Origin of the sequence: Rhodococcus tibetensis (assembly GCF_024438035.1) — a bacterium.
GTDB lineage: Bacteria > Actinomycetota > Actinomycetes > Mycobacteriales > Mycobacteriaceae > Rhodococcus_F > Rhodococcus_F tibetensis.
The window spans coordinates 15,011-39,921 of the sequence record NZ_JANFQF010000016.1 but is presented as its reverse complement, the minus strand read 5'-3'; the positions used below and the strand labels follow the sequence as shown (position 1 = coordinate 39,921).

Annotated in this window: 25 protein-coding genes; 12 read left to right on the top strand and 13 right to left on the bottom strand. The window is 65.0% G+C overall.

Annotated features, from left to right (window positions below; translation table 11 throughout):
* Positions 1-2 precede the first annotated feature (2 nt).
* Complete coding sequence (locus tag NOF53_RS18700; protein ID WP_255971441.1) at positions 3-1,442, bottom strand: HNH endonuclease signature motif containing protein; 1,440 nt, start codon at positions 1,440-1,442, stop codon at positions 3-5.
* Between the two features lie 100 nt (positions 1,443-1,542).
* Positions 1,543-2,490: an AraC family transcriptional regulator gene (locus NOF53_RS18695; protein ID WP_255971439.1), complete on the bottom strand. Its 948-nt coding sequence runs from the start codon at positions 2,488-2,490 to the stop codon at positions 1,543-1,545.
* Positions 2,491-2,729: 239 nt separating this feature from the next.
* On the opposite strand from NOF53_RS18695, the gene NOF53_RS18690 reads away from it, so the two are divergent.
* The 4 genes from NOF53_RS18690 to NOF53_RS18675 all read left to right on the top strand — a co-directional run bounded on the left by NOF53_RS18690 (position 2,730) and on the right by NOF53_RS18675 (position 6,664).
* Positions 2,730-3,302: a flavin reductase family protein gene (locus NOF53_RS18690; RefSeq protein WP_255971437.1), complete on the top strand. Its 573-nt coding sequence runs from the start codon at positions 2,730-2,732 to the stop codon at positions 3,300-3,302.
* A gap of 21 nt (positions 3,303-3,323) precedes the next feature.
* Positions 3,324-4,940: a 4-hydroxyphenylacetate 3-hydroxylase family protein gene (locus tag NOF53_RS18685; protein WP_255971435.1), complete on the top strand. Its 1,617-nt coding sequence runs from the start codon at positions 3,324-3,326 to the stop codon at positions 4,938-4,940.
* A 20-nt stretch (positions 4,941-4,960) separates the two neighbouring features.
* Positions 4,961-5,809, top strand: a complete 849-nt coding sequence (catA, locus tag NOF53_RS18680; RefSeq protein WP_255971433.1) for a catechol 1,2-dioxygenase — start codon at positions 4,961-4,963, stop codon at positions 5,807-5,809.
* Positions 5,810-5,881: 72 nt separating this feature from the next.
* On the top strand, positions 5,882-6,664 hold the full coding sequence (locus NOF53_RS18675; RefSeq protein WP_255971431.1) for an alpha/beta fold hydrolase: 783 nt from the start codon (positions 5,882-5,884) through the stop codon (positions 6,662-6,664).
* A gap of 4 nt (positions 6,665-6,668) precedes the next feature.
* Here NOF53_RS18675 and NOF53_RS18670 read toward each other — a convergent pair whose 3' ends face one another.
* The 6 genes from NOF53_RS18670 to NOF53_RS18645 form a co-directional block, all read right to left on the bottom strand.
* Positions 6,669-7,904 carry an acetyl-CoA C-acetyltransferase gene (locus NOF53_RS18670; RefSeq protein ID WP_255971429.1) on the bottom strand — a complete coding sequence of 412 codons (1,236 nt, stop codon included), beginning with the start codon at positions 7,902-7,904 and terminating at the stop codon, positions 6,669-6,671.
* The gene (locus tag NOF53_RS18665; RefSeq protein ID WP_255971427.1) at positions 7,897-9,603 is read right to left on the bottom strand and encodes an AMP-binding protein; all 1,707 of its coding nucleotides are present in this window, start codon (positions 9,601-9,603) and stop codon (positions 7,897-7,899) included. Before NOF53_RS18665 ends, NOF53_RS18670 begins: the two co-directional genes overlap by 8 nt.
* Positions 9,600-10,445 (bottom strand): alpha/beta fold hydrolase, encoded by an 846-nt coding sequence (locus tag NOF53_RS18660; RefSeq protein WP_255971425.1) that lies wholly within the window; start codon positions 10,443-10,445, stop codon positions 9,600-9,602. The genes NOF53_RS18665 and NOF53_RS18660 overlap by 4 nt, the downstream gene beginning before the upstream one ends.
* A 2-nt stretch (positions 10,446-10,447) precedes the next feature.
* A complete protein-coding gene (locus NOF53_RS18655; RefSeq protein ID WP_255971423.1) occupies positions 10,448-11,269 on the bottom strand; it encodes a hypothetical protein in 822 nt (273 codons plus the stop codon).
* The gene (locus tag NOF53_RS18650; RefSeq protein ID WP_255971421.1) at positions 11,266-12,459 is read right to left on the bottom strand and encodes an acyl-CoA dehydrogenase family protein; all 1,194 of its coding nucleotides are present in this window, start codon (positions 12,457-12,459) and stop codon (positions 11,266-11,268) included. The genes NOF53_RS18655 and NOF53_RS18650 overlap by 4 nt, the downstream gene beginning before the upstream one ends.
* Before the next feature lie 134 nt (positions 12,460-12,593).
* Positions 12,594-13,199, bottom strand: a complete 606-nt coding sequence (locus NOF53_RS18645) for a TetR/AcrR family transcriptional regulator (protein ID WP_255971419.1) — start codon at positions 13,197-13,199, stop codon at positions 12,594-12,596.
* Between the two features lie 210 nt (positions 13,200-13,409).
* On the opposite strand from NOF53_RS18645, the gene NOF53_RS18640 reads away from it, so the two are divergent.
* The 3 genes from NOF53_RS18640 to NOF53_RS18630 are packed head-to-tail and all read left to right on the top strand — an operon-like array spanning position 13,410 to position 15,834.
* Positions 13,410-13,889, top strand: a complete 480-nt coding sequence (locus NOF53_RS18640; RefSeq protein ID WP_255971417.1) for a nuclear transport factor 2 family protein — start codon at positions 13,410-13,412, stop codon at positions 13,887-13,889.
* The gene (locus NOF53_RS18635) at positions 13,886-14,239 is read left to right on the top strand and encodes a DUF485 domain-containing protein (RefSeq protein WP_255971415.1); all 354 of its coding nucleotides are present in this window, start codon (positions 13,886-13,888) and stop codon (positions 14,237-14,239) included. Before NOF53_RS18640 ends, NOF53_RS18635 begins: the two co-directional genes overlap by 4 nt.
* The gene (locus tag NOF53_RS18630; RefSeq protein ID WP_255971413.1) at positions 14,236-15,834 is read left to right on the top strand and encodes a solute symporter family protein; all 1,599 of its coding nucleotides are present in this window, start codon (positions 14,236-14,238) and stop codon (positions 15,832-15,834) included. The genes NOF53_RS18635 and NOF53_RS18630 overlap by 4 nt, the downstream gene beginning before the upstream one ends.
* A gap of 195 nt (positions 15,835-16,029) precedes the next feature.
* Here the strand turns inward: NOF53_RS18630 and NOF53_RS18625 are convergent, their stop codons facing one another.
* The 4 genes from NOF53_RS18625 to NOF53_RS18610 form a co-directional block, all read right to left on the bottom strand.
* The gene (locus tag NOF53_RS18625; RefSeq protein WP_255971411.1) at positions 16,030-17,112 is read right to left on the bottom strand and encodes an NAD(P)H-dependent amine dehydrogenase family protein; all 1,083 of its coding nucleotides are present in this window, start codon (positions 17,110-17,112) and stop codon (positions 16,030-16,032) included.
* On the bottom strand, positions 17,109-17,915 hold the full coding sequence (locus tag NOF53_RS18620; protein WP_255971409.1) for an SDR family oxidoreductase: 807 nt from the start codon (positions 17,913-17,915) through the stop codon (positions 17,109-17,111). Before NOF53_RS18620 ends, NOF53_RS18625 begins: the two co-directional genes overlap by 4 nt.
* Before the next feature lie 210 nt (positions 17,916-18,125).
* Positions 18,126-19,307, bottom strand: a complete 1,182-nt coding sequence (locus NOF53_RS18615) for a 4-hydroxybenzoate 3-monooxygenase (RefSeq protein WP_255971407.1) — start codon at positions 19,305-19,307, stop codon at positions 18,126-18,128.
* Positions 19,308-19,398: 91 nt separating this feature from the next.
* A complete protein-coding gene (locus tag NOF53_RS18610) occupies positions 19,399-20,139 on the bottom strand; it encodes an IclR family transcriptional regulator (RefSeq protein ID WP_255971405.1) in 741 nt (246 codons plus the stop codon).
* A gap of 120 nt (positions 20,140-20,259) precedes the next feature.
* Between NOF53_RS18610 and NOF53_RS18605 the strand changes: the two genes are divergently transcribed.
* Positions 20,260-20,736 (top strand): VOC family protein, encoded by a 477-nt coding sequence (locus NOF53_RS18605; RefSeq protein WP_255971403.1) that lies wholly within the window; start codon positions 20,260-20,262, stop codon positions 20,734-20,736.
* A gap of 25 nt (positions 20,737-20,761) precedes the next feature.
* Positions 20,762-21,163, top strand: coding sequence for a VOC family protein (locus tag NOF53_RS18600; RefSeq protein WP_255971401.1), 402 nt, complete (start codon positions 20,762-20,764; stop codon positions 21,161-21,163).
* On the opposite strand, the gene aztA is transcribed toward NOF53_RS18600, so the two are convergent.
* Positions 21,160-21,807: a zinc ABC transporter ATP-binding protein AztA gene (aztA, locus tag NOF53_RS18595; protein WP_255971398.1), complete on the bottom strand. Its 648-nt coding sequence runs from the start codon at positions 21,805-21,807 to the stop codon at positions 21,160-21,162. The genes NOF53_RS18600 and aztA overlap by 4 nt on opposite strands.
* 19 nt (positions 21,808-21,826) lie before the next feature.
* Here aztA and aztB point away from each other — a divergent pair, with 19 nt between their 5' ends.
* The 3 genes from aztB to aztC are packed head-to-tail and all read left to right on the top strand — an operon-like array spanning position 21,827 to position 24,901.
* Positions 21,827-22,681, top strand: a complete 855-nt coding sequence (gene aztB, locus NOF53_RS18590; protein ID WP_255971396.1) for a zinc ABC transporter permease AztB — start codon at positions 21,827-21,829, stop codon at positions 22,679-22,681.
* 43 nt (positions 22,682-22,724) lie between these two features.
* Complete coding sequence (locus tag NOF53_RS18585; protein WP_255971394.1) at positions 22,725-23,981, top strand: YncE family protein; 1,257 nt, start codon at positions 22,725-22,727, stop codon at positions 23,979-23,981.
* The gene (aztC, locus tag NOF53_RS18580; protein ID WP_255971392.1) at positions 23,978-24,901 is read left to right on the top strand and encodes a zinc ABC transporter substrate-binding protein AztC; all 924 of its coding nucleotides are present in this window, start codon (positions 23,978-23,980) and stop codon (positions 24,899-24,901) included. Before NOF53_RS18585 ends, aztC begins: the two co-directional genes overlap by 4 nt.
* Positions 24,902-24,911: the final 10 nt, after the last annotated feature.

The window sequence follows — 24,911 nt, the reverse complement described above, 5'->3', positions numbered from 1 at the left end:
CCTCAGCGAGCACCCCGCTCTGTGGGACGAAGCCACCGGCGGCGTGTGTCGGTCGCCCGCGCATGTTCGATCAGCTCACCGGGCTGGTGACGGTGATTGATTCGGGGCGTTCGTGTGGGATCGATCTGCGGTGGTGGGATCCATTCGGTCCTGCCCGGAAACTCTGATTCGGGCCGGGTGGAAGTGGTGTTCCACCCGGCCGAGCCATCGTTGACCTGTGCGTGGCACGCATCGCATGCGAGGGTGAGGTTGTCGATGTCGGTCCGGCCGCCTCTCTGCCAGTCCGTGACGTGGTGGACCGCGCACAGACTGGCCGGTGCGGCGCATCCCGGTCGGGTGCATCCACCTTCGGCGGCGATCAGCGCAAGCCTTTGATCGGCGTTGGCGAGCCGGCGACGTCTACCGAGACGCAGAGGACGACCGGAGTGGTCGAACAGCACGAGAACCGGATGAGCATGCTCGGCAAGCTTCAATGCGTCCTCGAGGGGGAGGAGGCCACCGCTCGCCGTCGTCGCGAGACCGCCGGCAGCCTGTTCGAGTTGATCCAGTGTCATCGTGATGATCGCGGTGACGGGTAGGCCGCGATGCCTGCCGAATACCCCCGTTTCGAGCAGCACCCGGAATATGGCACTGAACGCGTCGTGGTTGCGCTGGGCTGCCGAGCGGGTGTCACGCGCCGCCGCCGCTGCCAGTGCTGCGCGATCGAGTGTGGGGTCTTCACTGTCGCCCCTTGGTGACTCTGGATCGTCGGGGTTGTTCATTCCGGGGCGGGCCCACCTGGCGAGGATTGGATCGAGCAACGCTCGCGCGGTGGGATCGAGTTCACCGGAGATTCTCGTCATCAGTTCCGAATCTTGGCGAGACAGCGAGATGCCGCGTCTCCGCTTGCGGTCACGGTCGTCACCGAGGTTTCCGTCTGGGTTGAGGTACGCAAGGATCCGATGTCCGGCCTGCTCGACGTCCTCGGGTGTCCCCGTTCGCGCCAACTGGGCCAGAATCGACTCGGCGTGGGAAACGTCGTCGTTGTCGACTGCGTGCGGAATCTTCCGCATCACCTTTGCCACTGCGCGCGCATGGCTCGGTCCGATGGTGCCGTCTCGTTGGGCTGCAGCTGTTTCCGGCATCGCCGGGTTGATCGAATCGCCGGAGAGTGTATGCCACACACCGAGACTGCGTGCCGCCGCGATACGGGTGGATGCATCTCCGGCGGACACGCGGAGTACATCGACGAGAAGCTTGTTCGGGGAGCTGTATCCGAGTGCGGCTGGTATCGAACGTTCGACACTTTCGACGACCAACCGATGCGACACCGCATCGGCGCGGCGAAGCGACTGCTCCAGTCGCCGCATGGCCTCGAGTACGTCGGCATCGCGCAGGGTCGTCAAGTCGCATTCGAGGAGCTCGTCGATCGAGGCGGACAGCATCGACAGCTGCTCCGCCACTCGGCTATTCGCCGACCCCCAGTCGATATCATGAACGAAACACTACCCCGGGGGTCCGACACGTTCGCCGCAAATCAGATGCCGACGAACCGAGCAACCGTCAGGATTCCCCGCCCCGCAGGGTGTCGGACGGCGCCACCCCGTACTTGCGCCGGTAGGCGGCCGCGAATCTGCCGGTGTGCATGACTCCCCATCGCGAGGAGATGTCGGACACCGTTGTCGGAGAAGCGCTTCCGGACAGGTCGGCGTGCACCCGCTCGAGCCGGACGTCGCTGAGGTATTCCATCGGCGTCATACCCACGTATTCGCGGAATCCCTGCTGCATTCGGCGGACACTCACGTCGACGAGTTCGGCCAATTCACCCGCGGTCCAGGGGTGGGCGGGGTCCTGTTGGATCGCGTCTACTACCCGTTTGACGATGCGCGGTCGGATACTCGCCGTACCCGCCTCGTCATCCGGCATGGCAGCGAGTACCAGCGCGCTGGTCAGCGCACCGCAGAGCTGCTGGGACACCTGTTCGCTCCGCAGGAGGATGCCGTTGTGCAACACCTGGTCGGCCACGGAGCGCACGAACCCGAGCCACTCGGCTCCGGCGCCGGACCGCAGATCGAGTTGCCGCGGCAACTGCCGGCCCGGCCTCGCGAGTACGCGGTCCATCTCCCGCTGCAGATAGTCCCGGTCCACCTTGAAACCGATGATCTCGCAGGAACTGCTCCAGTCGGTGATCACGGTGCGGGTGTCGGGTGGGCAGATCGTCGCGAACCCTGGCGTCGAGGTCACCTCCCTGGCGCCGGTGACGGACACGATGTGGCCGGCCAGGGGGATGTTGATGCCGTATGCGCCTGGATGCTCGGACTCTATCGACACGGCCGCCCCGAATCCGATTCGCGCAAGCCTCGACGCCCCGAGCTCGGAAGACTCGAGCGACGACCGTCCCGCGTCGTCGCGGGAAAGTGGACGGAGGTCGTGCGGGAAGTAGGCGTCCGCGACCACCTCGTGGACTTCGTCCCAGTCCGTGAATCCCGAACCCACCAGCTGTTCTCGCATGTCTGCTTCCAGACCTCTCACCTCGCACTACGGCCGCGTACGGGCAACTCCCGACCCTAGCATCGCCTGTGACTCGCGTCACTACAAGCGCCTCCGGCCCACGTCCGGCAAACCCGTTTCGCGTACCGGATCGCGCCTTCGCAATGCGGATCGACGGATTGTGACGCCCGTCATACGTTGTGCAGGTCCCCAATCGCAGGGGTTATCGCACGAATCGTGCAGAAAGGCGGTCAGGAGAAATGGACCAGCGCACTCTGCGTAACATTTTCGGCCAGTTCGCCAGCGGCGTCACCGTGATCACGTGCACCAACGCCGAGGGCATGCCGCACGGGGCCACTGTCACCGCCTTCACCGCCGTGTCGATCGAGCCTCGGCTGTGCCAGGTGACGCTGACCCGGAAGTCGAAGGCCTGCAGCTATTTGACCGATGCGCCGTTCGCGGTGAACATCCTCGCCGCCGATCAACTCGATACCGCGATGCATTTCGCGGGCAAACCGCAACGGACGGAACCGGTGTGGGACTCCGCCGGCATCGCGCCCGCACTGTCCGGAAATGCGGCAACGCTGACGTGTTCGCCATGGGCGTCCTACGACGGCGGCGACCACATCATCTTCATCGGCGAGATCGTCGACGCGTCCGTCGACCCGACCAAAGACCCACTGCTGTTCTACCGCAGTACGTTCCACGATCTCGGTGCGACGTCGGGCACCACGGCGTGGAACGGCTGCCTCGACGACCCCCACAGCGGATGGTTCGACGCCGCCGCTTCGTTCACTCCGCTCCACTTGCAACTCGCCCAAGCTGCCTCGTAATCCTGACCGAAAGGGAACACCATGACCACCACCGAAACCGCCCCGGAGACCGCCGTCGACCGCACCAAGGTCAACACCGCTGCGGACTGCGAGGCCAACCGCACCGCGAACTTCGCGTCGCGCCCGATGAACGGTGACGAGTACATCGAATCGTTACGCGACGACCGGGAGATCTGGTTGCACGGGGAGCGAGTCAAGGATGTCACCACGCACCCCGCGTTCCGCAACCCGATCCGGATGACCGCCCGCCTCTACGACGCGATGCACACCGGCGAGCATGTAGACACCTTGACGACACCCACCGACACCGGCAACGGCGGCGTCACCATGCCGTTCTTCCGGGCGTCCAAGACCTCGGACGACCTGCTGAAGGACCGTGACGCGATCGCGACCTGGGCGCGGATGACGTATGGCTGGATGGGCCGGTCCCCCGACTACAAGGCCTCCTTCCTCGGCACCCTGCACGCGAACAAGGAGCTGTACTCCCCGTTCCAGGACAACGCCGAGCGCTGGTACAAGGAATCGCAGGAAAAGGTTCTCTACTGGAACCACGCGATCATCAACCCACCCGTCGACCGGCAGCTGCCCCCGGACGAGGTCGGCGACGTGTTCATGAAGGTCGAGAAGGAAACCGACGCCGGCCTCATCGTCTCCGGCGCCAAGGTGGTCGCGACCGGGTCGGCAATCACCAACTACAACTTCATCGCCCATTACGGTCTGCCGATCAAGAAGAAGGAATTCGCCCTGATCTGCACCGTCCCCATGGACGCACCGGGAGTGAAACTGATCTGCCGCACGTCCTACACGCAGCAGGCGGCCGTCATGGGAAGTCCGTTCGACTACCCGCTGTCCTCACGAATGGACGAGAACGACACCATCTTCGTCTTCGACAAGGTGCTGGTGCCGTGGGAGAACGTCTTCATGTACGGCGACGTCGAGAAGATCAACGCCTTCTTCCCCCAGTCCGGCTTCCTTCCGCGCTTCACTCTGCAGGGGTGCACGCGCCTGGCGGTGAAACTCGACTTTATCGCCGGTCTTCTGATGAAGGCCCTCGATGCCACCGGCGCGGGAGGTTTCCGAGGGGTGCAGACCCGCGTCGGTGAAGTGATCGGCTGGCGAAACCTGTTCTGGTCACTCACCGAATCGATGGTCCGCGACCCGGAGCCGTGGGTGGGCGACACCGTCATTCCCAAGCTCGAATACGGCCTCACCTACCGTATGTTCATGCAGCAGGGCTACCCCCGCATCAAGGAGATCATCGAACAGGACGTGGCGTCCGGGCTGATCTATCTGCCTTCGTCGGCCGCCGATTTCAAGAGCCCCGACGTACGTCCGTACCTCGACAAATACGTCCGCGGTTCGGAGGGCATGACTGCGGTCGACCGCGTGAAGATCATGAAGGCGCTGTGGGATTCGATCGGCACCGAGTTCGGTGGCCGCCACGAGCTGTACGAGCGTAACTACGCCGGCAACCACGAGGGAGTCAAGGCGGAGCTTTTGATGTTCGCCGAGAACCGGGGCACCGTCAGCTCCATGAAAGGTCTCGCCGAGCAGTGCCTGGCCGAGTACGACCTCGACGGCTGGACGGTGCCGGACCTCATCGGCAACGACGACGTCTCATACTTCGGCCGCAGCTAGCTCACATTCTCAGGAGAGTCATGACGACCATGGAAAGTCCCACCGCTGTAGTTTCCGGCAACGCCGCCACCGGTAAGTTCAAGGGCGAGCGGTTCACCGCCGACACCTCCCCGGATCGCCTGTCCACCATCGCCACGGAGGCGCTCGCCGGATTGAGCGCGCTGATCCGGAAGCATGCCGTCACCTATCCGGAGTACCGCGTCCTCAAGCAATGGCTCATCGACGTGGGTGAGGGTGGCGAGTGGCCGTTGCTTCTCGACGTGTTCGTCGAGCACGACATCGAGGAGGTGAACTCGCGTAACTTCCAGGGCACCAAGGGAAGCATCGAGGGTCCGTACTACGTGCCCGGAGCGCCGGAACTTCCCGCGCGATGCACCCTTCCAATGCGCGACGAGGACCGGGCGCACCCGGCCCTGGTCCTGCGGGGCCAGGTGACGGACCTGGACGGAGCCGGGCTCGGCGGAGCAACCATCGAGTTGTGGCATGCCGACGACGAGGGCTATTACTCGCAGTTCGCTCCCCACCTTCCCGAGTGGAATCTGCGCGGCACCATCGTGACCGATTCGGAGGGACGATACGAAATCACGACGATTCAGCCTGCGCCGTACCAGATTCCGACCGACGGGCCGACCGGCCAGTTCATCGAGGCTGCCGGGTGGCACCCGTGGCGTCCGGCGCACCTGCACCTGCGGGTCACGTCTCCGGGTAAGCAGCCGATCATCACGCAGCTGTACTTCGCCGGTGGAGACTGGATCGACGACGATGTTGCCACCGCGACGAAACCCGAACTGCTTCTCGATCCCGTGATCGACGACGCGGGACGTAAGGTGGTCGACTACGACTTTGCGCTCGATCCCGCCGCACACTGACACCACCATCTCCCCGGGTGAGGCGATTCGCATCGCCTCACCCGGGGCATTGTTGTAGAGGACACGATGCAGATGCCAGGCAGAACGACCGAGTTCGTGCGCACGAGGGACGCGGTGATCGAGGTCGTGGTCGAAGGTGCCGGTCCGTCTGTAATCCTGCTGCCCTCACTGGGCCGCGAATCGTACGACTATGACGATGTTGCACAGGGTCTGGCTCAGAATGGATATCGCGTCTCCCGGCCGCAGCCACGGGGCATCGGCCAGAGTGAAGGCCCGCTCGAGGACATCACCTTGCATGACCTGGCTGCCGACGTGGCGGCTGTGATCGAGGCGCAGGACAACGGCGCGGCCGTCGTGGTCGGGCATGCCTTCGGGCATTACGTCGCCCGGATGCTGGCCGCCGACCGACCTGACCTTGTGCGCGGCGTCGTGGTCGCGGCCGGCGGGGCGCGGCACTATCCCGCCGAGTTGACCAGTCTGGCTGTGAAATGTGCCGACTCGTCCCTGCCCGAATCCGAGCGGCTCGGCTACCTGCAGACCGGGTTCTTCGCACCGGGCAATGACGCGGCGGAGTGGCTCACCGGCTGGTACCCGGAGGTGTCGAAGCGACAGCTCGCAGCGGCGGCCGCTACGCCCAGAGACGCATGGCGGACCGTGGCCCACCAGCCGATTCTCGACCTTCAGGCGGCTCTCGACCCCTTTCGGCCTCGCGAGACGGCGAACGAATTACGGGATCATCTGGGCGAAGTGGTCACCGTGATCGTCATCCCGAATGCCAGTCACGCATTACTGCCGGAAGCGCCCGCACAGGTTGTGCGGGCGCTCACCGACTGGATTCGGGCTCTCGACAGCTGAGTGGCTACACCCGCTCGAAGATGGCGGTCAATCCCTGGCCGCCGCCGATGCACATCGTTTCGAGCCCGTAGCGGGAGCCGCGGCGATCCATCTCCCGCAGCAGGGTGGTAAGGATCCGGACGCCCGTCGCGCCGACGGGATGGCCGAGCGAGATACCCGAACCGTTGACGTTGGTGCGCTCGAAATCCTGTGCAGCGAACTTCCATTCGCGCGTGACGGCCAGCGCCTGCGCCGCGAAGGCCTCGTTCAGTTCGATGAGATCGATGTCGGCGAGGGTCAGTCCGGCGCGTTTCAGGGCCCGTTCGGTGGACGGCACCGGTCCGATACCCATCTCAGACGGTTCGACCCCGGCCACGGCCCAGGTGACCAGCCTTGCGAGCGGCCGAAGACCGAGCTGCTCGGCGTGGGTACGGGTGGTGACGAGACAGGCTGCAGCGCCGTCGTTCTGCCCACTTGCATTTCCTGCGGTGACGGTCGCATCGGGGTCGCTGCGGCCCATGATGGGACGCAACCTGGCGAGCGACTCGACCGTCGTGTCGGCGCGGGGGTGCTCGTCTCGATCGACGATCTGCGGGTCGCCCTTGCGGCCGGGTACTTCCACCGAAACGATCTCCTCGCCGAACTTTCCCGACTCGATCGCGGCGACAGCCCTCTGGTGGGAACTCACCGCAAGATCGTCCTGTTCGCGGCGGCTGATGTCGTATTTGCGGCGCAGGTTTTCTGCGGTCTCGAGCATGCCGCCAGGAACCGGGTAGTTTCGGCCGCCCGCGGTCACTCGCCCCCGAGCCAGGCGATCGTGGAGTGCCGCCGGCGCGCCCTTGGCTCCCCAGCGCATCGACTCGGTGTAGTACTCGGCGCGGCTCATCGACTCCACGCCGCCGGCGATGACCAACTCGGCCACTCCCGTTTGCACACGCATCGCTGCGTCGAGCACTGCTTGCAGGCCCGACCCGCACCGGCGATCGAGTTGCTGTCCGGGGACGGTGACCGGCAGGCCGGCGTCCAGGGCCACGACCCTGCCGATGGCGGGCGCTTCGCCGTTGGGGTAGCACTGCCCGAAGATGACGTCGTCGACGCTGCCCGGCTCCACCTTCGTGCGGGCCAGCAGTTCGGACACCACGCGGGCACCGAGGTCCGCGGCGGGAACGTCCTTGAACTGCCCGCCGTATCGGCCGACGGGGGTGCGCAGGGGCTCACAGACGACGACATCGTTCGCCTGGGCACTCGAATTTTCAGGCACTGCGAAAATCCCTTTCGTAATCGGTCCACTGCTGCGCCCATTCGCGCAGTTCGACCGCTCGGATCTTGGTTCCGTTTCCGCCCACCGTGGTGGGCATCCGTTCGATGACGTGTACTGCGGTCGGAACCTTGAACGCCGCCAAAGACTCTGCGCACCACGCCTTCAGTTCGGCGGAGCCGGTGTCCGTCCCCTCCGCCGGCACGACGAAGGCGACTGCCTGCGTGTAGCCGCCGTCGCCGGTGATCCCGACGACCTTCGCCAGGTGGACGGAATCGTGCTCGGCCAACCGGTGCTCGATCTCCGCCGGATCCACCAGGAATCCCCGAAGTCGTAACACGTCACCCATCCGGCATACGTACGTATAGCCGCCGTCACCGGTCGCAACCGCCAGATCGCCGCTGCGGAACCATCCGTCCGCTGTGAACGCCCTCGCGGCCGCATCCGGATTACCGAGGTACGCGTCGACGACGTTCGGTCCGCGGACCTGAAGTTCACCCTGCTGACCGTCCGGTAGCACGGAGTCGTCCAGGGGATCCGCTATCCGGACCTCGATCTCCGGGGACACCGGTCGCCCACCACCGTTCCACCGCAACGATTCCGGGTCGTCATCCGTCCAGAGCAGCATGAGGGCGAATACCTCGGACGACCCGAAGACGCCGGTGGTGACGGCACCGAACTCGTCGCGCACCCACGCGGCAACCTCATGGGATCGGCCGAGGAAATCGGCGATGCCGATCCTCTTCAGCGAGGACAGGTCGGCGCGTTCTCCCCCGTGCCAGGTGTCGAGCAGGCGGGTGAAGAGGTCGTCACCGCCGACGACATGCGTGACGTTCTCGGACTGCATTCGCCTCGAGGTGGCGGACGCGTCGAAAACCGGTTCCATCAGCAGCGCACCACCGCCCGCGAGGGTGGCCATCGCGGTACTGAATCCGAAGACGCCGGACACCGGCAGCACACACAGGGTCACATCACCGGGCTCGATGCCGAGAAGTCGGGCGTCCGCGTGCGCATGCCGGACGATCGCGGTTTCCCGATGTGCTGCCAGCTTGGGTACCCCGGTGGATCCCGAAGTCGTAAATGCCACTGCGAGTGGGTCGTCGGCGTCCGCCCGGGCGCCGGCCGCTGTCGTGGTCGCCATGTCGGGGGTCTGGGGCGCCCGCACCGACTCGCCGATCCCGCCTCCCACGTTCCAGGCACCGTTGCCGAGGTCGAACGCGGCGCAATCCAGATCAAACGCCGCCTCGCCCGGCCCTCGAACGACGGCGACGACCGGAGCCGGGATGTCGAGAAACTGCTGGGCGTCGCGAAGGCGCCCGAACAGATCCAGTCCGTGGAAACGGGCGGCCACCGCCACCACCGCAGGCCTGGCCGAGGTGAGTATGTGGGCGATTTCCTGGGTGTTGTAGCGGGTGTTCACGCCGATGACGTGCGCCCCCACCGCCGCAGCCGCCCACTGCCAGAGCACGGCATCCGACCAATTCGGAAGCAGCACAGCCACGCACTGGCCACGCCGAATACCGGCCTGTCGCAGTTCCGACGCCACACCTTCGACGCGTGCAGCGAACTCGGCGCGGGTAGTGGGTACCCGCCTGTCACCCACGACGTCGATCGTCATGACAGCATCCGGGTCTGCCGTCACGAGTTCGTCGAGCAGCGCAGCGAGCGTGTCTTGGCGGGTGGCCGTGTCGTGTGCTGTCACGAGAGCACCTCGGCCGCACGCAGCTCGGTCAGCCACTGGTCCGCCAAAGACGAGAAGTCGTCGACCTCCTCCATGGGGTAGTGGCCGATTCCGTCGAGCTTCGTGTAGCGCGCGTAGCCCGGTCGCGCCGAATTGATCAGCGCTGCCACCTTCTCGACCGCGGCGGTCTTGATCCAGGGGTCCTGCGCTCCGGCGACAACGTGGAGGGGGCACGTGATGTGGGCGAGACGGTCGCGGACGTCGTGCATTCCCCAGGCGATGAGATCCGAGGACGAAATCTCCGGGTCTTCACGCTTGTGCATCGTGGCGATCAGCTTGGCCGTCGCCTCGGGCACCGAGTGACCCACCGAGGCGAGGGTGCCGAGGTACGTGCGGTCACCGCGACTTGGACCGGCGACATCCTCGAGTTCGCGCCGCAGTCCACCGACGTTGACGCGGCCGGGCCCTGCTTCGGCTTCCATCGCGATCGCACCGGCCAGTGGGCGTGCGGGACGCGTCGCCAGCTCGAGCGTCAGCTTCCCGCCGATGGAACAGCCTATGACGTACGGTCGCTCGACCTCGAGAAGGTCGAGGACTTTCCACAGCCAGTCACCGTAGGTGACGAGATTGGTGACCGGTCCATCGACTGCAGGTTCGGAACGGCCGTGCCCGGGCAAGTCGGGCACGATCACCCGATAGCCCTTCTCCGACAGTGCCGATGCGACGTGCCGCCATTGCACCCCGCTCTGCCCCGCGGTATGCAGGCACAGCACCGTGGGCGTGGCGTCCGTGGGCGTTTCGGGGCTGACGATTTCGACAAACCCGAGGGCCCCATCGATGTCCAGGTAGCGGGCCTCGATCATGATCAGGCCTCCCTTTCCCAGGTGAGTGGCAGAGCATCGGTCTGCGCTCGTCGCCGCTCACTCGCGGCGGTGCGGGCATGGGCGATAATGATGTCGAGTGGTTTGGTGAGCCGCAGGTACTCGTAACCGTCTCCTGCGGAGGAGAACTCACCGCGGATTGCGCGCCGCATGAAGTCGTGATGCTCACCGAACACCAAGTCCACCCACGTCGACGCCGGCGCGCGAAGCGTGAACGTCGCACCGGTGGGAACGCGCCTACTGATGTCGATGATGCGTCCGCGGTAGATCCGCAGCTGCACCTCGCGGCTGTGCCCCGAACCGTCGAGGCAGCACAGGCCTATCGTTCCGTCCCAGGTCGCCAGCGACGAGGTGAAGTTCCGGTCGTCCGCAAGCGCTTCGCGGAGAAGTTCCGCCCACGCGACGGTGCAGAAATCCGTGGCAGGATCGGCTTCGACGGCAAACCCCTCGGACAGCCGCCACGTCTCGATTCCCTGCTCGCGGACATTCCCGTCCTCGTCGATCAGACGAAGGTGCCGATCGACCTCCACCGCGTCTTCGGACCGCTGAATGCGGGTGACCACCGACTCGACCCGGACGACGTCGGCCTCTCCGACTGCCGACACGCTTTCCCATTGCAGACCTGTTCGGGATGCGCCGTTGGGTTTCGACGCGTCGAGTACCCCGGCGACCACGATCCCCGTGAAAGACGCGCCCGTACCGGGGAAGGTAGCTCCCGACTCGGCGATGACGTCGGACACCCGGCTCGCGGCGCTGACGGTCCGATCTCCGACAGCGATGCGCAGCTGTTGTGTGACGGCACTCATGCGGACACTCTCCCCAGCAACTCGTCGGAGATGATGCGCATCTGGATTTCACTGGTGCCTTCGAAAATTTTCGTCAACCGTGCGTCGCGCCAATGCCTTTCCACTTGGAAGTCGGTGGTGTATCCGGCACCTCCGTGAATCTGCACGGCCTCGCTCGTCACGCGTTCGGCCATCTCGGTGGCGACGAGTTTGCACATCGACGCTTCGAGGGAGCACCGGCGTCCGGTGTCGATGTCGGTGGCCACCGAGTACATGAGCTGGCGGGCGGCTTCGATGTCGGCCGCCATCGTCGCGACCTTGAAGCGCAGGTGCTGGAAATCCGCGAGTTCGTGACCGAACTGGCGACGGGTATGCAGGTAGGCGATCGAATCCTCGAGCGCGGCCCGGGCGAGGCCGATGGCACGCGCGGCGGTGTGCGCACGCCCCACCTCCAGACCGCTCACTGCCAGGTAGAAGCCCTTACCTTCCTCGCCCAGCATCGCGCTCGCCGGCACCCGGTAGTTGTCGAACGACAACTCCCACGTGCTCCAGCCGAAGTAGCCGATCTTCCGGATCTTCGTTCCGCTGATGCCCTGTGGAAACTCGCCGCGCCCCTTTTCGATGAGGAAAGCGCTGATGCCTCGATGCGGTTTCTCCGGGTCCTTGTGCGGGTCCGTCCGCGCGAAGAGCACGAGGTAGTCGGCCTCGTCGGCGTAGGTGCACCACATCTTGGTGCCGTTCACCACCCAGTCGTCCCCGTCCCGGACGGCACGGCAGGAAATGTTGGCGACGTCGGAACCGGCTTCCGCCTCGGACAACGCGTAGGCACCCAAGTACTCGCCGCGCGCCACCTTGGGCAGCAATTCAGCTTCCTGCTCCGGGGTGAAGCCGCCGCCCATCCCGTTGCCGCGTGCCAGGAGCCCCGAGACGCTCATCCACGCACGGGAGAGTTCTTCGGCGACGAGGCAGTACTCGAAGACGCCGAGACCGAGACCGCCGTGCTCCTCGGGGATCATGATGCCGAAGAACCCGACTTCCGCCATGGCCTTCTTGAGGGTGTCGGGGATGGTCCCCTGCACCGGATCGAGTTCGTTGGCGACGGGCAGCACCTGCCTCATCGCGAAATCGCGAGCCAGATCGCGGATCGCCAGTCGGTCCTCGGTGAGATATCGCGGCGAATCGGTTCGGGGCTGTGACGGCCGGTGAGTCATGGACACTCCATTCGAGATTCGGGGCGCGAGACGGGGGAACTCGCGGTTCCGCACACGAATCACATTAACGCTTGTTCACCCAGTACAGCACGGGCGGGACTGTGGCGTCAACGGTCACTTCGAGGGGGCGGCCCTCAGGGCGCGCGGTAACCCACGAGATTGAGCGCGTAGACGCCATACGACTCGGCAACCGCTTGCGCAGAGAGGGGGCCGTCCGCGCGGTACCAGAGAGCGATGCCGGCACACATGGTCAGCACCGCGGTCACCGCCTGATGGACGTGGGGAATGTCGAAATCTCCGCTGGTCACGCCACCTTCTGCAATGGTGACGAAGAGATGTTCCTGCGCGTCCCGCGATCCGACGACCCGCTTGCGATCGACTTCTTCGAGATAGCGCAGTTCCGTGTTGGCGACCAGGCAGGCACGCTGGTGACGCGCGGTGTACAGCGAGTGGGCCACCACGGCAGCTCGCCACCGATCCGCCGGAGCCGGCCCCGCCTTCCGCAGGGCGTTGCGGGTAGCGGTGAACTGCTCGTCGCTGGCGGAACGCAGAATCTCGACGAGGAGCTCGGCCTTGTTCTCGAAATGGTTGTACACGTTTGCCGCACTACAACCGGCATTCTTCGCGATATTCCGCATCGTCGCCGCGTGAAACCCCGAGAAGTAGAACTCGTCGAGCGCGGTGTCCAGAATCCGCTGCCGGACGTTCGACTGCGCGGCGGTGATTGACCGGGTGTTCATCCCTCGGAGGGTAGAGCGACCAGCACGGATGAGCAACAACTCGCTCGCGAATTGCAGTTCACGGCAGGTTTCTCTGAGTGGACGCAATCTGGCCCTTCGCCCGACGGCCGTCTTGACTACCCCTTATCCGTCGATTATGGTCCCCATCACATGAACGACCGTTAATGACCGTGACTTCTCACCCGCTCTGCACCGTGGAGGTACGCCGCCTTGAGCACCCTCGAAGAACGAATCCGCCGACTGGAGGACCTTGAGTCCATCCGGACACTCGACGCGCAGTACTGCCGCCATCTCGACGACGGCGATTGGGATGCCTTGATGGATCTGTTCACAGAAGACGGGGAATTCGACGGCCTGTCGAACCCCCGCGGTAAGGGCGAGATGCAGGAGTTCTTCTCCGGGCTCGCCGCAGGCGGCCTCACGGCGTTCTGGCACTTCATCACCAACCTCGAGATCGACCTGGACGGTGACCGCGCTGTCGTCCGCTCGTTTCTGTGGCAGCCGTGCGTGTCGGACGGAACGTCGTCGATCGCCGCGGGCCGCTACACCGACGAGGTCGTCCGAGTCGGCGACCGCTGGTTATACCGTCGCAAACAGGTCCGCTTCCACTATTTCGGGCCGCTGACGGACGGTTGGGACGAAAACCTGTTCGCGCTCGACTCCGCCCGCCGTGCGGCGGTGCACGCATGACCGCCGACGCCTCCCTCACCGAACCCGGCACCGCGATCTGGTCACCCATCCTTGCATTGCCGGAGTTCGTCGAACTGCGACGACGCCGCCGCGCCGTCACCGCAAGCCTCGGTGTCGTCGCGATCGCGTTGTTCACCGGCTTTCTCGTCGGGTTCGCGTTCTTCCCCGAACTTTTGGGTGGCACTGCACTATTGGGAATACCGCTCTCGCTGTGGGTGGTGTTCTCCCAGTTCGCCGGCACCTGGGTACTGGTGTACGCCTACTTCCGACTCTCCCGGATCTACATCCAGCCGGCCGCCGACGCGGCCGTTCTGGCCATCGAACTACGCCAGCAGGAGCGTGCCGCATGACGGGCGAAGCCGATTACCTTGCCATTGCCATTTGCTCTGCGGTCATCTCCCTGACTCTCTGGGTGACCTTTGCCGCGTCCCGGCGCAGTCGCAGTGCCACCGGCTTCTTTGCGGCCGGCCGTTCGATCACCGGCTGGCAGAACGGTTTCGCGATTGCCGGCGAGTTCATCTCCGCGGGTAGCTTCCTGGGGACCACCGGACTGATCTTCTACAAGGGTGTCGACGGGGCCGTGATCCTGTGTACATCCGTCGTCTCGTTCCTGCCCGTGCTGTTCCTCCTCGCCGAGAAGATGCGCAACGTCGGAAAGTACACTCTGGCCGACGTTCTCGTGTTCCGGACAGGCGCTCGGCGGGTCCGGGTGGTGGTTGCGCTCAGCACGATCGTCACCGGTACGTTCGTGCTGCTGGCCCAACTCGTCGCGGCGGGCGTCCTCCTCGAGTCGGTGTCGGGCATTCCCTTCGGGCTGTCCGTCGTCGTCGCCGGAAGCCTGATGGGAATCTATGTCTTCGTCGGCGGCATGCTTGCAACCACCTGGGTCCAGGTGATCAAGTCGTCCATCTTGTCCGTCCTGGCCATCATCGTCTGCCTGGGGATTCTGGCGAAGTTCGGGTTCAGTCTCCCGTCCGTCTTGTCCGACGCCACCGACAACGCCGGCGCAGGAGACGCGATCCTCACGCCCGGACTGATCTTCGGACAGACCGGCGCGATCAATCTCATCTCCTACTCACTGGCCTTCGCTCTGGGCACCGCGGGCATGGCGCACATCCTTATTCGCTTCTTCACCGTCCCGGAGGCCGCGACTGCACGGAAGTCTCTCGGCTGGACCGTCGCGCTGTGCAGCGCCTTCTACTTGATCGTCATCGTCATGGGATTCGGCACCGCTGCGCTTCTCGGACCCGACGGAGCAGACCGCGTCGGCGCCGGCGGCAACCTTGCGGCACCCACCCTGGTCACCGAACTCGGTGGTGGCGTCGGCACGGTGGGCGGGTCCATTGCTCTGGCCATGGTCGCGGCCGTGGCATTCGCCAGCATCGTCGCCGTGGTCGCAGGTGTGGTGATCTCGGCGGCGGGCACTTTCGCTCACGACGTCTGGCCCACCGTCACTCGCACGAAGTCCGCCGACACGGAAACCACAGACGCCCGGGAGGCGAAGACCGCACGTTACGCTGCGGTTGCGTTCAGCATTATCGCCATCGGGCTGACCATGGCCATCGGCGACAGTACGAATATCACCTATTTCATGGGCATGGCGTTCATGGTGGCTGGAAGCGCACACCTGCCCAGCCTGCTGCTCAGCCTAAACTGGCGGCGATTCAACAGCACGGGAGCCATGTGGGGGATCTCGGTGGGACTGGCGTCGACCGTGGTCAGCCTCATGTTCACCGAGGCACTCTGGTTGGGTAGCGGACCGGCGCCGCTCACCATCCAACTGCCCGTCATCATCACGATGCCTCTGGGTTTGGCTGCAGCAGTGATCGGCTCGCTCGTCGCGGAACGGCGCAGCGGCATCAAGGCCGACCGAGACGAGAAATTCGCCGAGATGCTGGTGCGCGCCGAGACCGGAATCGGAGCGGAGCTCGCCGAAGCACACTGAGTGCAGGCTCGGTCTCGGCAGCCTGGTATACCCGGGCTTCACCCTGAAGTCGGGTGAGGCCCGGGTTAGCCTGGCTTGGTGGCTACCGACCTTCCCGACTTCGACCGCAGCGATGGTCTACGAAAGGCATGGGCGGGGTTCGAATTGACGCTCCCGTGAGTACTTTTCAACCGCCGGGTGTCAAGCGCTCACGGCTCAGGGTTTGCGTGAGACCAGCCCGCGACCGGTGACGAGCGGCAGATCCAGTGCGGTCACGAGTCCGGGGTCTGCCTCGACGACGGCCTGCACCGAGTTCACCAGTCTCATTGCCGTGACGATCATGCCCGACACGTTGTGGTCGCCGTTTTCACCGTTGTGGTTGAACTCGACGGACATCATGGGCTCACCCGTGATGTCGATGCGATAGCAGCCGTCACCGCGGTTCGGCTTGGGCCATTCGGGCATCTGGTCCGGATGTGTCCGGGTGACGTGCTCGAGTACCACGCGTGGCACGCCGTCGACGGTGCCGATGACCTCGAACCGCACGGCAGCCGTCGTGCCCGCGGGAATATGGCACGACACGACGTCGAGGTCGTGCTCTGCCGGGATTCGTGCAACCTTTTCCACCAGCGGCTCGTCCAGTGTGATGTCGAGGCCTGCGGCGATCTGGCGGACGACGCTCCCCCACGCCAGCGACAGCACCCCGGGCTGGAACAGCATCGGCGTCTCGTCGAGGGGTTTACCGAATCCGAAGATGTCGCGCATCACCACCGGCTGGTAGTACGTGGAGTAGTCGGCGATCTCGTAACAGCGAACCTCGTCGATGCGCTGGGACAAACTCGTCATGGCCAGGGGCAGAACATCATTAGCGAAGCCGGGGTCGATGCCGTTGACGTGCAGACTCGCGCCGCCCTGCTCGCCGGCACGGCAGATGCGGTCGACGAGTTCCTCCGGGATGACACCGATCGGATATTGCAGCAGCACCGGCCCCGAGGAGACGACGTTGACGCCCGCCTCGAGGAAGGAGATCAACTCCTCGACGGCCTCGAAGATGCGGTCGTCCGTCATCGCGGTATGCACGATGCAATCCGGCTTCAACGCGAGCAGGGCCGCCTTGTCATCGGTGGCCCTCACACCGAGTTCACGATCGAGGCCGGCCAGTTCGCCGGCGTCCTTTCCGACCTTGTCCGGATTGGACACCCAGACGCCGACCAGTTCGAGATCGTCGCGGGCATCGATCCCTGCAATGGCATGCCGACCGACTGTGCCGGTGGACCATTCGACGACGCGGTAGCTCATGACTTCTCTCCCAGGTTCAGATCAGGAAGGCCGAGGTCGAGGTTCGGTTGGTCGAGGCCTCCGTCGACCTCGAGTACCTTGCCGGTCACATATGAACCAGCCTTCGAGGACAGGTAGAGCACGGCAGCCGCAATGTCCTGCGGGTCGCCGATCCCGCCGAGCGGGGTGACGCTCTCCATCGACGCTTTCACCGCCTCGTCGGAGGCGACGAACTCGAGCGCGGACGTCATCACCGACCCCACGGCGATCGCATTGACCCGTACGTGCGGGCTCAGATCGCGGGCCGCCAGCCGGGTGTAGTGTGCCAGGGCTGCTTTCGCCGTTCCGTAAGCCAGGTAGCCGCGGCCGGACAGCCTGCCCATCACCGACGAAATGTTCACCACCGAGCCGCCGTCGTGCGCAAGCATGTGGGGTACGGCCGCCCGAACGAGCGCATGTGCGGTGCTCACGTTGAAATGGAATGCCTCCTCGAGATAGTCCGAGTCGGTGTCGAGAAGGGCGTTGGGGATTGTGCCGCCGACGTTGTTGACGACGATGTCGAGCCTCCCGAACTCCTCCTGCGCGGCATCCGCGAGTGCGGCGACGGCCTGCAGATCCATCAGATCGGCGGGCACGACCAACGCGCGCCGCCCGGCTTCCTCGACCTGCGCCGCCACCTTCTGCAGTTGACCAGCATGGCGGGCGGAGAGGACGACGTGAGCGCCTGCCTCCGCGAGCGCCACCGCGGTCGCAGCGCCGATGCCACGGCCGGCGCCCGTCACGACGGCGACCCGGCCGTCCACTTTGAACCGATCGAGGATCACTGCCGCTCCTGTTGTCGCACCCCTTTCCGTGAATGTAACAGGTTCTAGTTTGCGCGTGCAGCCATTTGCCGGCAGAAGTACTTCACCAGCGGTAGCCGAGCACGCCGAGAATGAACTCGAGCCAGTCCGGCAGTCCGGGGTCGCGGAACATGGTGGCCTCCTCGATGATCGCCTGTGAGTACTTCTTAACACTCTGTGGTTAACGAGTGCTCACGACTCGAGCGGGACGCCTACGTAGTTCTCGGCGACGAGGGTGCGTCCAGCGACGGATCTGGTGACCAGGTCGAGTTCGGCGATCTGCCGCTTGTGGCCGAAACCGGTGTCGTCGGGGAGTCGGTGGAGCATCGAGGACATCCACCACGAGAAGTGCTGGGTCCGCCAGACGCGCGGCATCACCGTGTCGGTGTAGCTCTCGAGCCCCGCTCGGCTTCGGGTGGCGAAGTACTCGGCCATCGCCTTGGAGAGGAAGTAGACGTCGGCGATCGCCAGGTTCATGCCCTTCGCGCCGGTGGGGGGCACGGTGTGGGCAGCGTCGCCAGCCAGGAAGAGGTTGCCGTGCTGCATGGGCTCGCTCACGAAGCTGCGGAATTGGAGGATCGACTTCTGGAAGATTTTGCCGTCCTTGATTTCTGCGCCTTCGCCATCGACGCGGGCGTGGAGTTCGGACCAGATTCGGTCGTCGGACCAGTTGTCGACGGAGTCGTCCGGGTTGACCTGCAGGTAGTGCCGCTGGACGTCAGGGGTGCGGGTGCTGATGAGTGCGAAGCCGCGCGGGTGGTTGGCGTAGATCAGTTCCTCGGACGACGGCGGGGCCTCGGCGAGGATGCCGAACCAGGCGAACGGGTACTGGCGGAAGTGGTCGGTGCGCACGGTGGTCTCGGGGATGAGACCGCGGGTCGTGGTGCGCGACCCGTCACAGCCGGCGACGAGCGCGCAGGTGATGGCCTGTTCGTTGCCGTCGGCGTCGAGGTAGGTGATCTTCGGGTTGTCCGACGTGTGGTCGTGCACCTGCACCTCGGAGACGCCGAAGCGGAGGTCGCCGTCGTCCTCGAGCCTTCGCGCGATGAGGTCTTTCAGCACCTCATGCTGCGGGTACATCGTGACCGCGCGCCCGCCTGTGAGTTCGTCGAACGCTATGCGGTGTCCCCTGCCGCCGAACCGCAGTTCGATGCCCTGATGGGTGTGGCCTTCGCGCTTGATGCGGTCGCCGAGACCGGTGTCGGCCATCAGATCTACCGTGTTCTGCTCGAGCACACCGGCGCGGATCGTGCCCTCGACCTCCTCACGGGTGCGGGTTTCGAGTACCACCGACTCGATGCCGTGCAGGTGTAGAAGGTGGGACAGCATCAGTCCGGCGGGTCCCCCGCCGACGATCCCGACCTGTGTGTTCATGCGCAGACTCCTCGCGTAGTTCGTGACACCAGTCACTGTTGCCCCCGAACTCCGCCCTCGACACCCCCACTTTCACTGAGTGAAAGACGAGCTACGCGACACCGCGGGAGATGCCTCGTGCCGCCGCCCGCACGGCGGGGATCAGAGGCGCGGGATCCTTCTCCGCCGGCACCACGACGGACACGGCGGCCACCACCTCGCCCGTCGACCGCGACACTGGAGCGGCCACGGCCAGCGTTCCGACGTTCAGATGTTCACGGCACATGACCCATCCGGTCCGGCGGATGTCGTCAAGGGTGCTGCGAAGCCGGTGTTCGGTGGTGATGGTCGCCGGCGTGAAGCGCTCGAGGCCGGCCGCAAGGACCGCGTCGAGCAACTCGCCGCCGCCGAACGCGAGCAGAATCAGACCGCCACTCGATGCATGCAGCGGCAGCCGTCCCCCGGCGCGCCCGACCACGGTCACGGCACCCCGCGCCGACAGTCGCTCGATGTACAGCGCTTCGAGTCCCTCCCGAACCACGAGCTGGACGTTCTCGCGCGTGGCCTCGTAGAGGTCCTCGAGATACGGCAGCGCCACCTGGCGCAGTCCGTGGGCACGGGGCGCGAGGGAACCCAGTTCCCACAGTTGAACGCCGATTTCGTAACTGCCGTCGTCGGTTCGTTCGAGCGCGCCGTGCGCCATCAATTGTCGGCACAGTCGGTGCACGGTGGGCAGGGGCAGGCCGGTACGCCTACTCAACTCCGACTGCGCCAGACGCGGTCGATCCGAAGTAAACGAACCGAGAAGAAGAAATGCCCGGCCCAGCATGCTGCGTTCGTCACCGTCGGCCATGCCGCCAGTATCCCGGGTGCGCGATGCGCTGAGATTCCTTTCCGCGGGGCGATGAGTTTCGGGCATGTGCGTGGTCCATATCGGTGAGGATTGATCGAGAAGCACCGAGAGGACTACACCATGAAACCCATCACCCCCTGCCTCTGGTTCGACGACCGAGGTGAAGAGGCAGCACAGTTCTACACGTCCCTCTTTCCGAACTCGCGGATCACCGACGTGACGTACTACGCTCCCGGCACACCCGGCCCCGAGGGCAAGGTGATGACGGTGTCCTTCGAAATCAACGGGCAGCCGTTCACCGCACTCAACGGCGGCCCGCAGTTTCAGTTCGACGAAGCGATCTCGTTCGAGGTGCGGTGTAAGGACCAGGACGAGGTGGACCGATACTGGGCGGCGTTCACGACCGACGGTGGCGAAGAAAGCCAGTGCGGATGGGTGAAGGACCGCTTCGGAGTCTCCTGGCAGGTGGTCCCCGACCGCTTGTACGAGCTGATGAGCGACCCCGACACCGCCGCAGCCCAGCGCGCCGTCCAGGCGATGCTGCAGATGCGCAAGTTGGACATCGCCGCACTCGAGAAGGCGTTCGCGCAGGCGTGATGCCGGGCGAGAAGGAGGTGACACTGTGATTGCGCAGGGCAAGACACACATCAACGGGGTGCATACGGTGGCCGTGCCGGTCACCGATCAGGACAGGGCCCTCGAATTCTATGTCAGCACACTCGGTTTCGAGCGGCGCATGGATGCCGAGTTCGGCGACGGTCAGCGCTGGGTCGAGGTGGCACCCCACGGATCGGTTACCTCGATCGCCCTGGTGCCGGAGCGCGAGGGCGTACCGGCCGGGGTCGAAACCGGTATTCGGCTTTCCACTTCGGACGCCGACGCCGATCACGCGGCGCTCTCGGCGCAGGGTGTGGATGTAGACGCCGAGGTCATGCGCGTCGGCGACTACGTTCCGCCGATGTTCTACTTCCGCGACCCCGACGGTAACCGTCTCGTGCTCGTCGAACTTCCGCGCGAGATCTAGGCGGACACTGCGGTGTCCGTCGGCATCCGGAGGCACCCCGCTGTCAACGTCAGCGTCTGACCGGCACGCTCGGCATCGAGGGGTTCGTGCGTGGCGACGACGACGATCGCACCCCGTGCGGCTTCTTCGTCGATGACGTCGTTGATCACGGCGCGGGCTTGGGTATCGAGTCCGGTGGTCGGCTCGTCGAGGAGCAGTAGATCACCGCGTTGCACGAGCGCCTGCGCGAGCAACGCGCGTTGCCGTTGACCGCCTGAAAGCGCACTCATCTGGCGCTCAGCGATATCCGCGATGCCCAGGCGAGTCAACGCAACCTTCACAGCATCTCGGTCGTGGGCGGTGAGCCGGCGCCACAGTCCCCGCCGCTGCCACGCGCCCATGCCGACGAGTTCGCGCACCGTGAGAGGCAGGTTTTCACCGACTACCGTGCGTTGCGGCACGTAGGCGACGCGTTGCCCGAGCGTGCCCTCGATCCGGCCCGAGGTGGGGCGCAGGATACCCGCCAGTACGTGGAGCAAGGTCGACTTGCCCGACCCGTTATGCCCCACCAGCGCAGTAACCGTCTGCTCGGCGAAGGAGGCGCTGACACGGTTCAACGCCACGGATGCTCCGTAACGCACAGTGAGTTCGCTTACGACAATCATTATCGCTTAGGTTAGCACTATGCAATGGCTACTCGATCCGTTCATGGTGTCCTTCGTTCGCCGGGCATTGTGCGCCGGAATGTTGGTCTCTGTTCTGTGCGGATTGGTGGGCACTTGGGTGGTGGTGCGCGGAATGGCGTTCATGAGCGAGGCCATCTCCCACGGGATGCTGCCCGGCGTGGCGGTCGCCTACCTCGCGAGCGCCAACCTCATCGTCGGCGCAGCCGCGAGTGCGGTGGTGATGATTCTCGGCGTTTCCTGGGTGTCGAAGAATTCACGGTTGTCCGAGGACACTGGGATCGGGCTGTTGTTCGTCGGCATGCTTGCTCTCGGGGTGGTAATCGTCTCGCGGGCAAGATCTTTCGCAGTCGACCTCACAGCGTTCCTGTTCGGCGATGTACTGTCGGCAACCTGGAGCGATCTAGTGTGGCTGACCCTGGCCGTTTTCGCCGCGACGGCAGTTTCCGTGGTGGCCTATCGGCCGTTCGTTGCTCTGGTTTTCGACGAACGCAAAGCGCACACATTGGGGTTACACCCCCGATTGGCGCACCTGGCACTACTCGCCCTGGTGGTACTCGCCGTCGTGGCATCGTTCCGTATCGTCGGAACATTGCTCGTATTCGGCCTCCTGGTTGCACCGTCCGCCACCGCGGCGCTGTTCGGCCGTTCCATCGTCGCGACCATGGGTATGGCCATGCTGCTCGGATGGTCGGCCACAGCCCTCGGACTGATCGTGTCGTGGAACGCAGACACCGCCGCGGGCGCCACCATCGCCGGACTGGCCGTGCTGCAATTCTTCGTTGCCATTCTCATCCGAGCTGCAATCTCACGCCTGCGCACCGCGGGTCCGCCCGCAGCAGCGCCGGTTCGCTAGTCTAGCGGTAATGATTGTCATTATTTATTAGATGGAGTGCAGTATGCAGGACACGAGACTCGTGCGCACAATGATCGTCACCTCGATCGCCTCACTGATCCTGACCGGGTGCGGTTCGGACGCGACGGGCGAGACTGCACCGGCGGGCCAGGCCAAACCCGGCAGCGACCTGGCGGCCGAAGCAGGATCCACCGAGGTCGAGGGTCCCGAACCGCGACTGGTCGTCGCAGACGCGGGATCCGGCCGTGTCGACGTCCTCGACCTCACGACCGCGGACACAGTCCATTCGTTCCGATTCGACAACCCGACGCTCCTCACCACGGTCAAAGACCGCTACGCGTTCGCAGTCGACGAGATGGGCGGCGCCGTACATGTGGTCGATGCCGGATCGTGGACGATCGATCACGGCGACCACGACCACTCGTACACCAAGGCACCCGTCGAGGTCGGCACGTTGACGGGCGGAAAGCCGGGGGCCGTCGTGGTCGGTGACGACAAGGTCGCCACGTTCTTCGATACCGACGGCCGGGCGGACGTGATCGACTTCGCGCAGCTACGCAAGGACAGCGCCGAAGTCGGTACGGTCGTGAAATCCGCATCTCCGCACTCCGGTGTGGTCATTCCGATCGCCGATCGCTATCTCGTCACCCGAAACACCGCGAACGCTTCCGCACCGGAGACGTTCGAGCTCCGCCGCGCGGACGGTCAGGTGGAGAAGACGTTCGACTCAGCGTGCCCGGCAGTGAACGGACAAGCCGTGTTCGACTCCTACGCGCTCACAGCGTGCGACGACGGACTCTTTCTCGCCCGCGTCACCGAGGGACAGTGGACGTCGGAGAAGATCCCGTACCCGCAAGGCATCGGCCCGAGCACCCGTCCCACCGCTTTTCGTGGGCCGGACGGACTGCCGGTCCTGGTCGCGACTGCGGGACCGCCCTCCGCCAATGATGGTGTGCTTGTGTTCGATTCACTGACGCACCACTGGAGCCACATCCGGACACCGGCCGCGGCGCTGGACGTGAACCTGTCCGGCGACGGCCGCTCGGTCTTCGCCGTCCTCGCCGACGGCACCTTTCGGGTGTTCGATGCAGCGTCCGGGACGGAGACGGCATCCTGCCCAGTCCTGACTGGGAACAAGCGGCACGAGTCGGCGGCGATCGCCGTCGGTGGTAATCGCGCCTACGTCACCGACCCGGATGCGAAAGCCGTGATCGAGATCGACTATCGCGACAACGCACGGGTAGCGCGAACGTTCGACGTCGGGATTGCCGCGTCCTCGGTCAGCGTCGTGGGATCATGACGGCGGCACTACGGCGCCTGGTGCCGCTCAGCCTTCTGCTCGCGCTCGCCGCTTCGGTCGTCACCGCGTGTGGCGCCTCCACCTCGAATGGTCCGGTGGTCGTGGTGACCACGAACATTCTGGGCGACGTGGTCGAGAACGTAGTCGGAGACCAGGCCGAGGTCATGGTGTTGATGCCGAGGAATGCCGACCCGCACTCCTTCGAAATCTCGGCGCCCGAAGCCGCACGGGTGGAAAGCGCCGATCTCATCGTGTCCAACGGCCTCGGGCTCGAGGAAGGACTGGGAAAGACCGTCGATAGTGCACGAGCCGAATCGATTCCGATTCTCGAGGTCGGCGAGCGCGTGCGACCGATCGAGTACGGCACCGGACAGTCCTCCGGTTCACTCGACCCGCACATCTGGACCGACCCGGACCGCATGCGTGAGGCCGTCGCCCTGATTCGCGACGCGGTGATCACGCATATTGCCGACGTCGATGTCGAGATGGTTCGCGACCGATCCGAGGACTACGCGCGGGAACTCGGGGAACTGACTACCCGGATGACGGCTCGATTTGCGGATGTCCCGGAAGAGCGCCGCACATTGGTCACCAATCATCATGTGTTCGGTTATCTGGCAGAGCGATTCGATTTCAAGGTGGTCGGCGCCGTCATTCCGAGTGGAACCACGCTGGCGTCACCGAGCGCTTCCGACCTGTCGAATCTTGCTGCCGCGATCACTGCGGCGAGGGTGCCGGCTATTTTCGTGGACTCGTCTCAACCGAATCGGCTCGCCGAGGTACTGGCCTCGGAGGCGGGGTTACCCGTCGCCGTCGTCTCTCTGTTCACCGAGTCACTCGGCGATGTGGGGTCGGACGCCGGGACCTATATCGAGATGATGGAGTCGAATTCCGTCACGATCGCTCAGAGCCTGACGTAAGGACACATCG

Coding starts and splice junctions, on each gene's coding strand:
- NOF53_RS18695 (WP_255971439.1), bottom strand. CDS start 2,490: ATGCGAGAACAGCTGGTGGGTTCGGGATTCACGGACTGGGACGAAGTC.
- NOF53_RS18690 (WP_255971437.1), top strand. CDS start 2,730: ATGGACCAGCGCACTCTGCGTAACATTTTCGGCCAGTTCGCCAGCGGC.
- NOF53_RS18685 (WP_255971435.1), top strand. CDS start 3,324: ATGACCACCACCGAAACCGCCCCGGAGACCGCCGTCGACCGCACCAAG.
- catA (WP_255971433.1), top strand. CDS start 4,961: ATGACGACCATGGAAAGTCCCACCGCTGTAGTTTCCGGCAACGCCGCC.
- NOF53_RS18675 (WP_255971431.1), top strand. CDS start 5,882: ATGCCAGGCAGAACGACCGAGTTCGTGCGCACGAGGGACGCGGTGATC.
- NOF53_RS18660 (WP_255971425.1), bottom strand. CDS start 10,445: ATGATCGAGGCCCGCTACCTGGACATCGATGGGGCCCTCGGGTTTGTC.
- NOF53_RS18655 (WP_255971423.1), bottom strand. CDS start 11,269: ATGAGTGCCGTCACACAACAGCTGCGCATCGCTGTCGGAGATCGGACC.
- NOF53_RS18650 (WP_255971421.1), bottom strand. CDS start 12,459: ATGACTCACCGGCCGTCACAGCCCCGAACCGATTCGCCGCGATATCTC.
- NOF53_RS18645 (WP_255971419.1), bottom strand. CDS start 13,199: ATGAACACCCGGTCAATCACCGCCGCGCAGTCGAACGTCCGGCAGCGG.
- NOF53_RS18635 (WP_255971415.1), top strand. CDS start 13,886: ATGACCGCCGACGCCTCCCTCACCGAACCCGGCACCGCGATCTGGTCA.
- NOF53_RS18630 (WP_255971413.1), top strand. CDS start 14,236: ATGACGGGCGAAGCCGATTACCTTGCCATTGCCATTTGCTCTGCGGTC.
- NOF53_RS18625 (WP_255971411.1), bottom strand. CDS start 17,112: ATGAGCTACCGCGTCGTCGAATGGTCCACCGGCACAGTCGGTCGGCAT.
- NOF53_RS18615 (WP_255971407.1), bottom strand. CDS start 19,307: ATGAACACACAGGTCGGGATCGTCGGCGGGGGACCCGCCGGACTGATG.
- NOF53_RS18610 (WP_255971405.1), bottom strand. CDS start 20,139: ATGGCCGACGGTGACGAACGCAGCATGCTGGGCCGGGCATTTCTTCTT.
- NOF53_RS18605 (WP_255971403.1), top strand. CDS start 20,260: ATGAAACCCATCACCCCCTGCCTCTGGTTCGACGACCGAGGTGAAGAG.
- aztA (WP_255971398.1), bottom strand. CDS start 21,807: ATGATTGTCGTAAGCGAACTCACTGTGCGTTACGGAGCATCCGTGGCG.
- aztB (WP_255971396.1), top strand. CDS start 21,827: ATGCAATGGCTACTCGATCCGTTCATGGTGTCCTTCGTTCGCCGGGCA.
- NOF53_RS18585 (WP_255971394.1), top strand. CDS start 22,725: ATGCAGGACACGAGACTCGTGCGCACAATGATCGTCACCTCGATCGCC.
- aztC (WP_255971392.1), top strand. CDS start 23,978: ATGACGGCGGCACTACGGCGCCTGGTGCCGCTCAGCCTTCTGCTCGCG.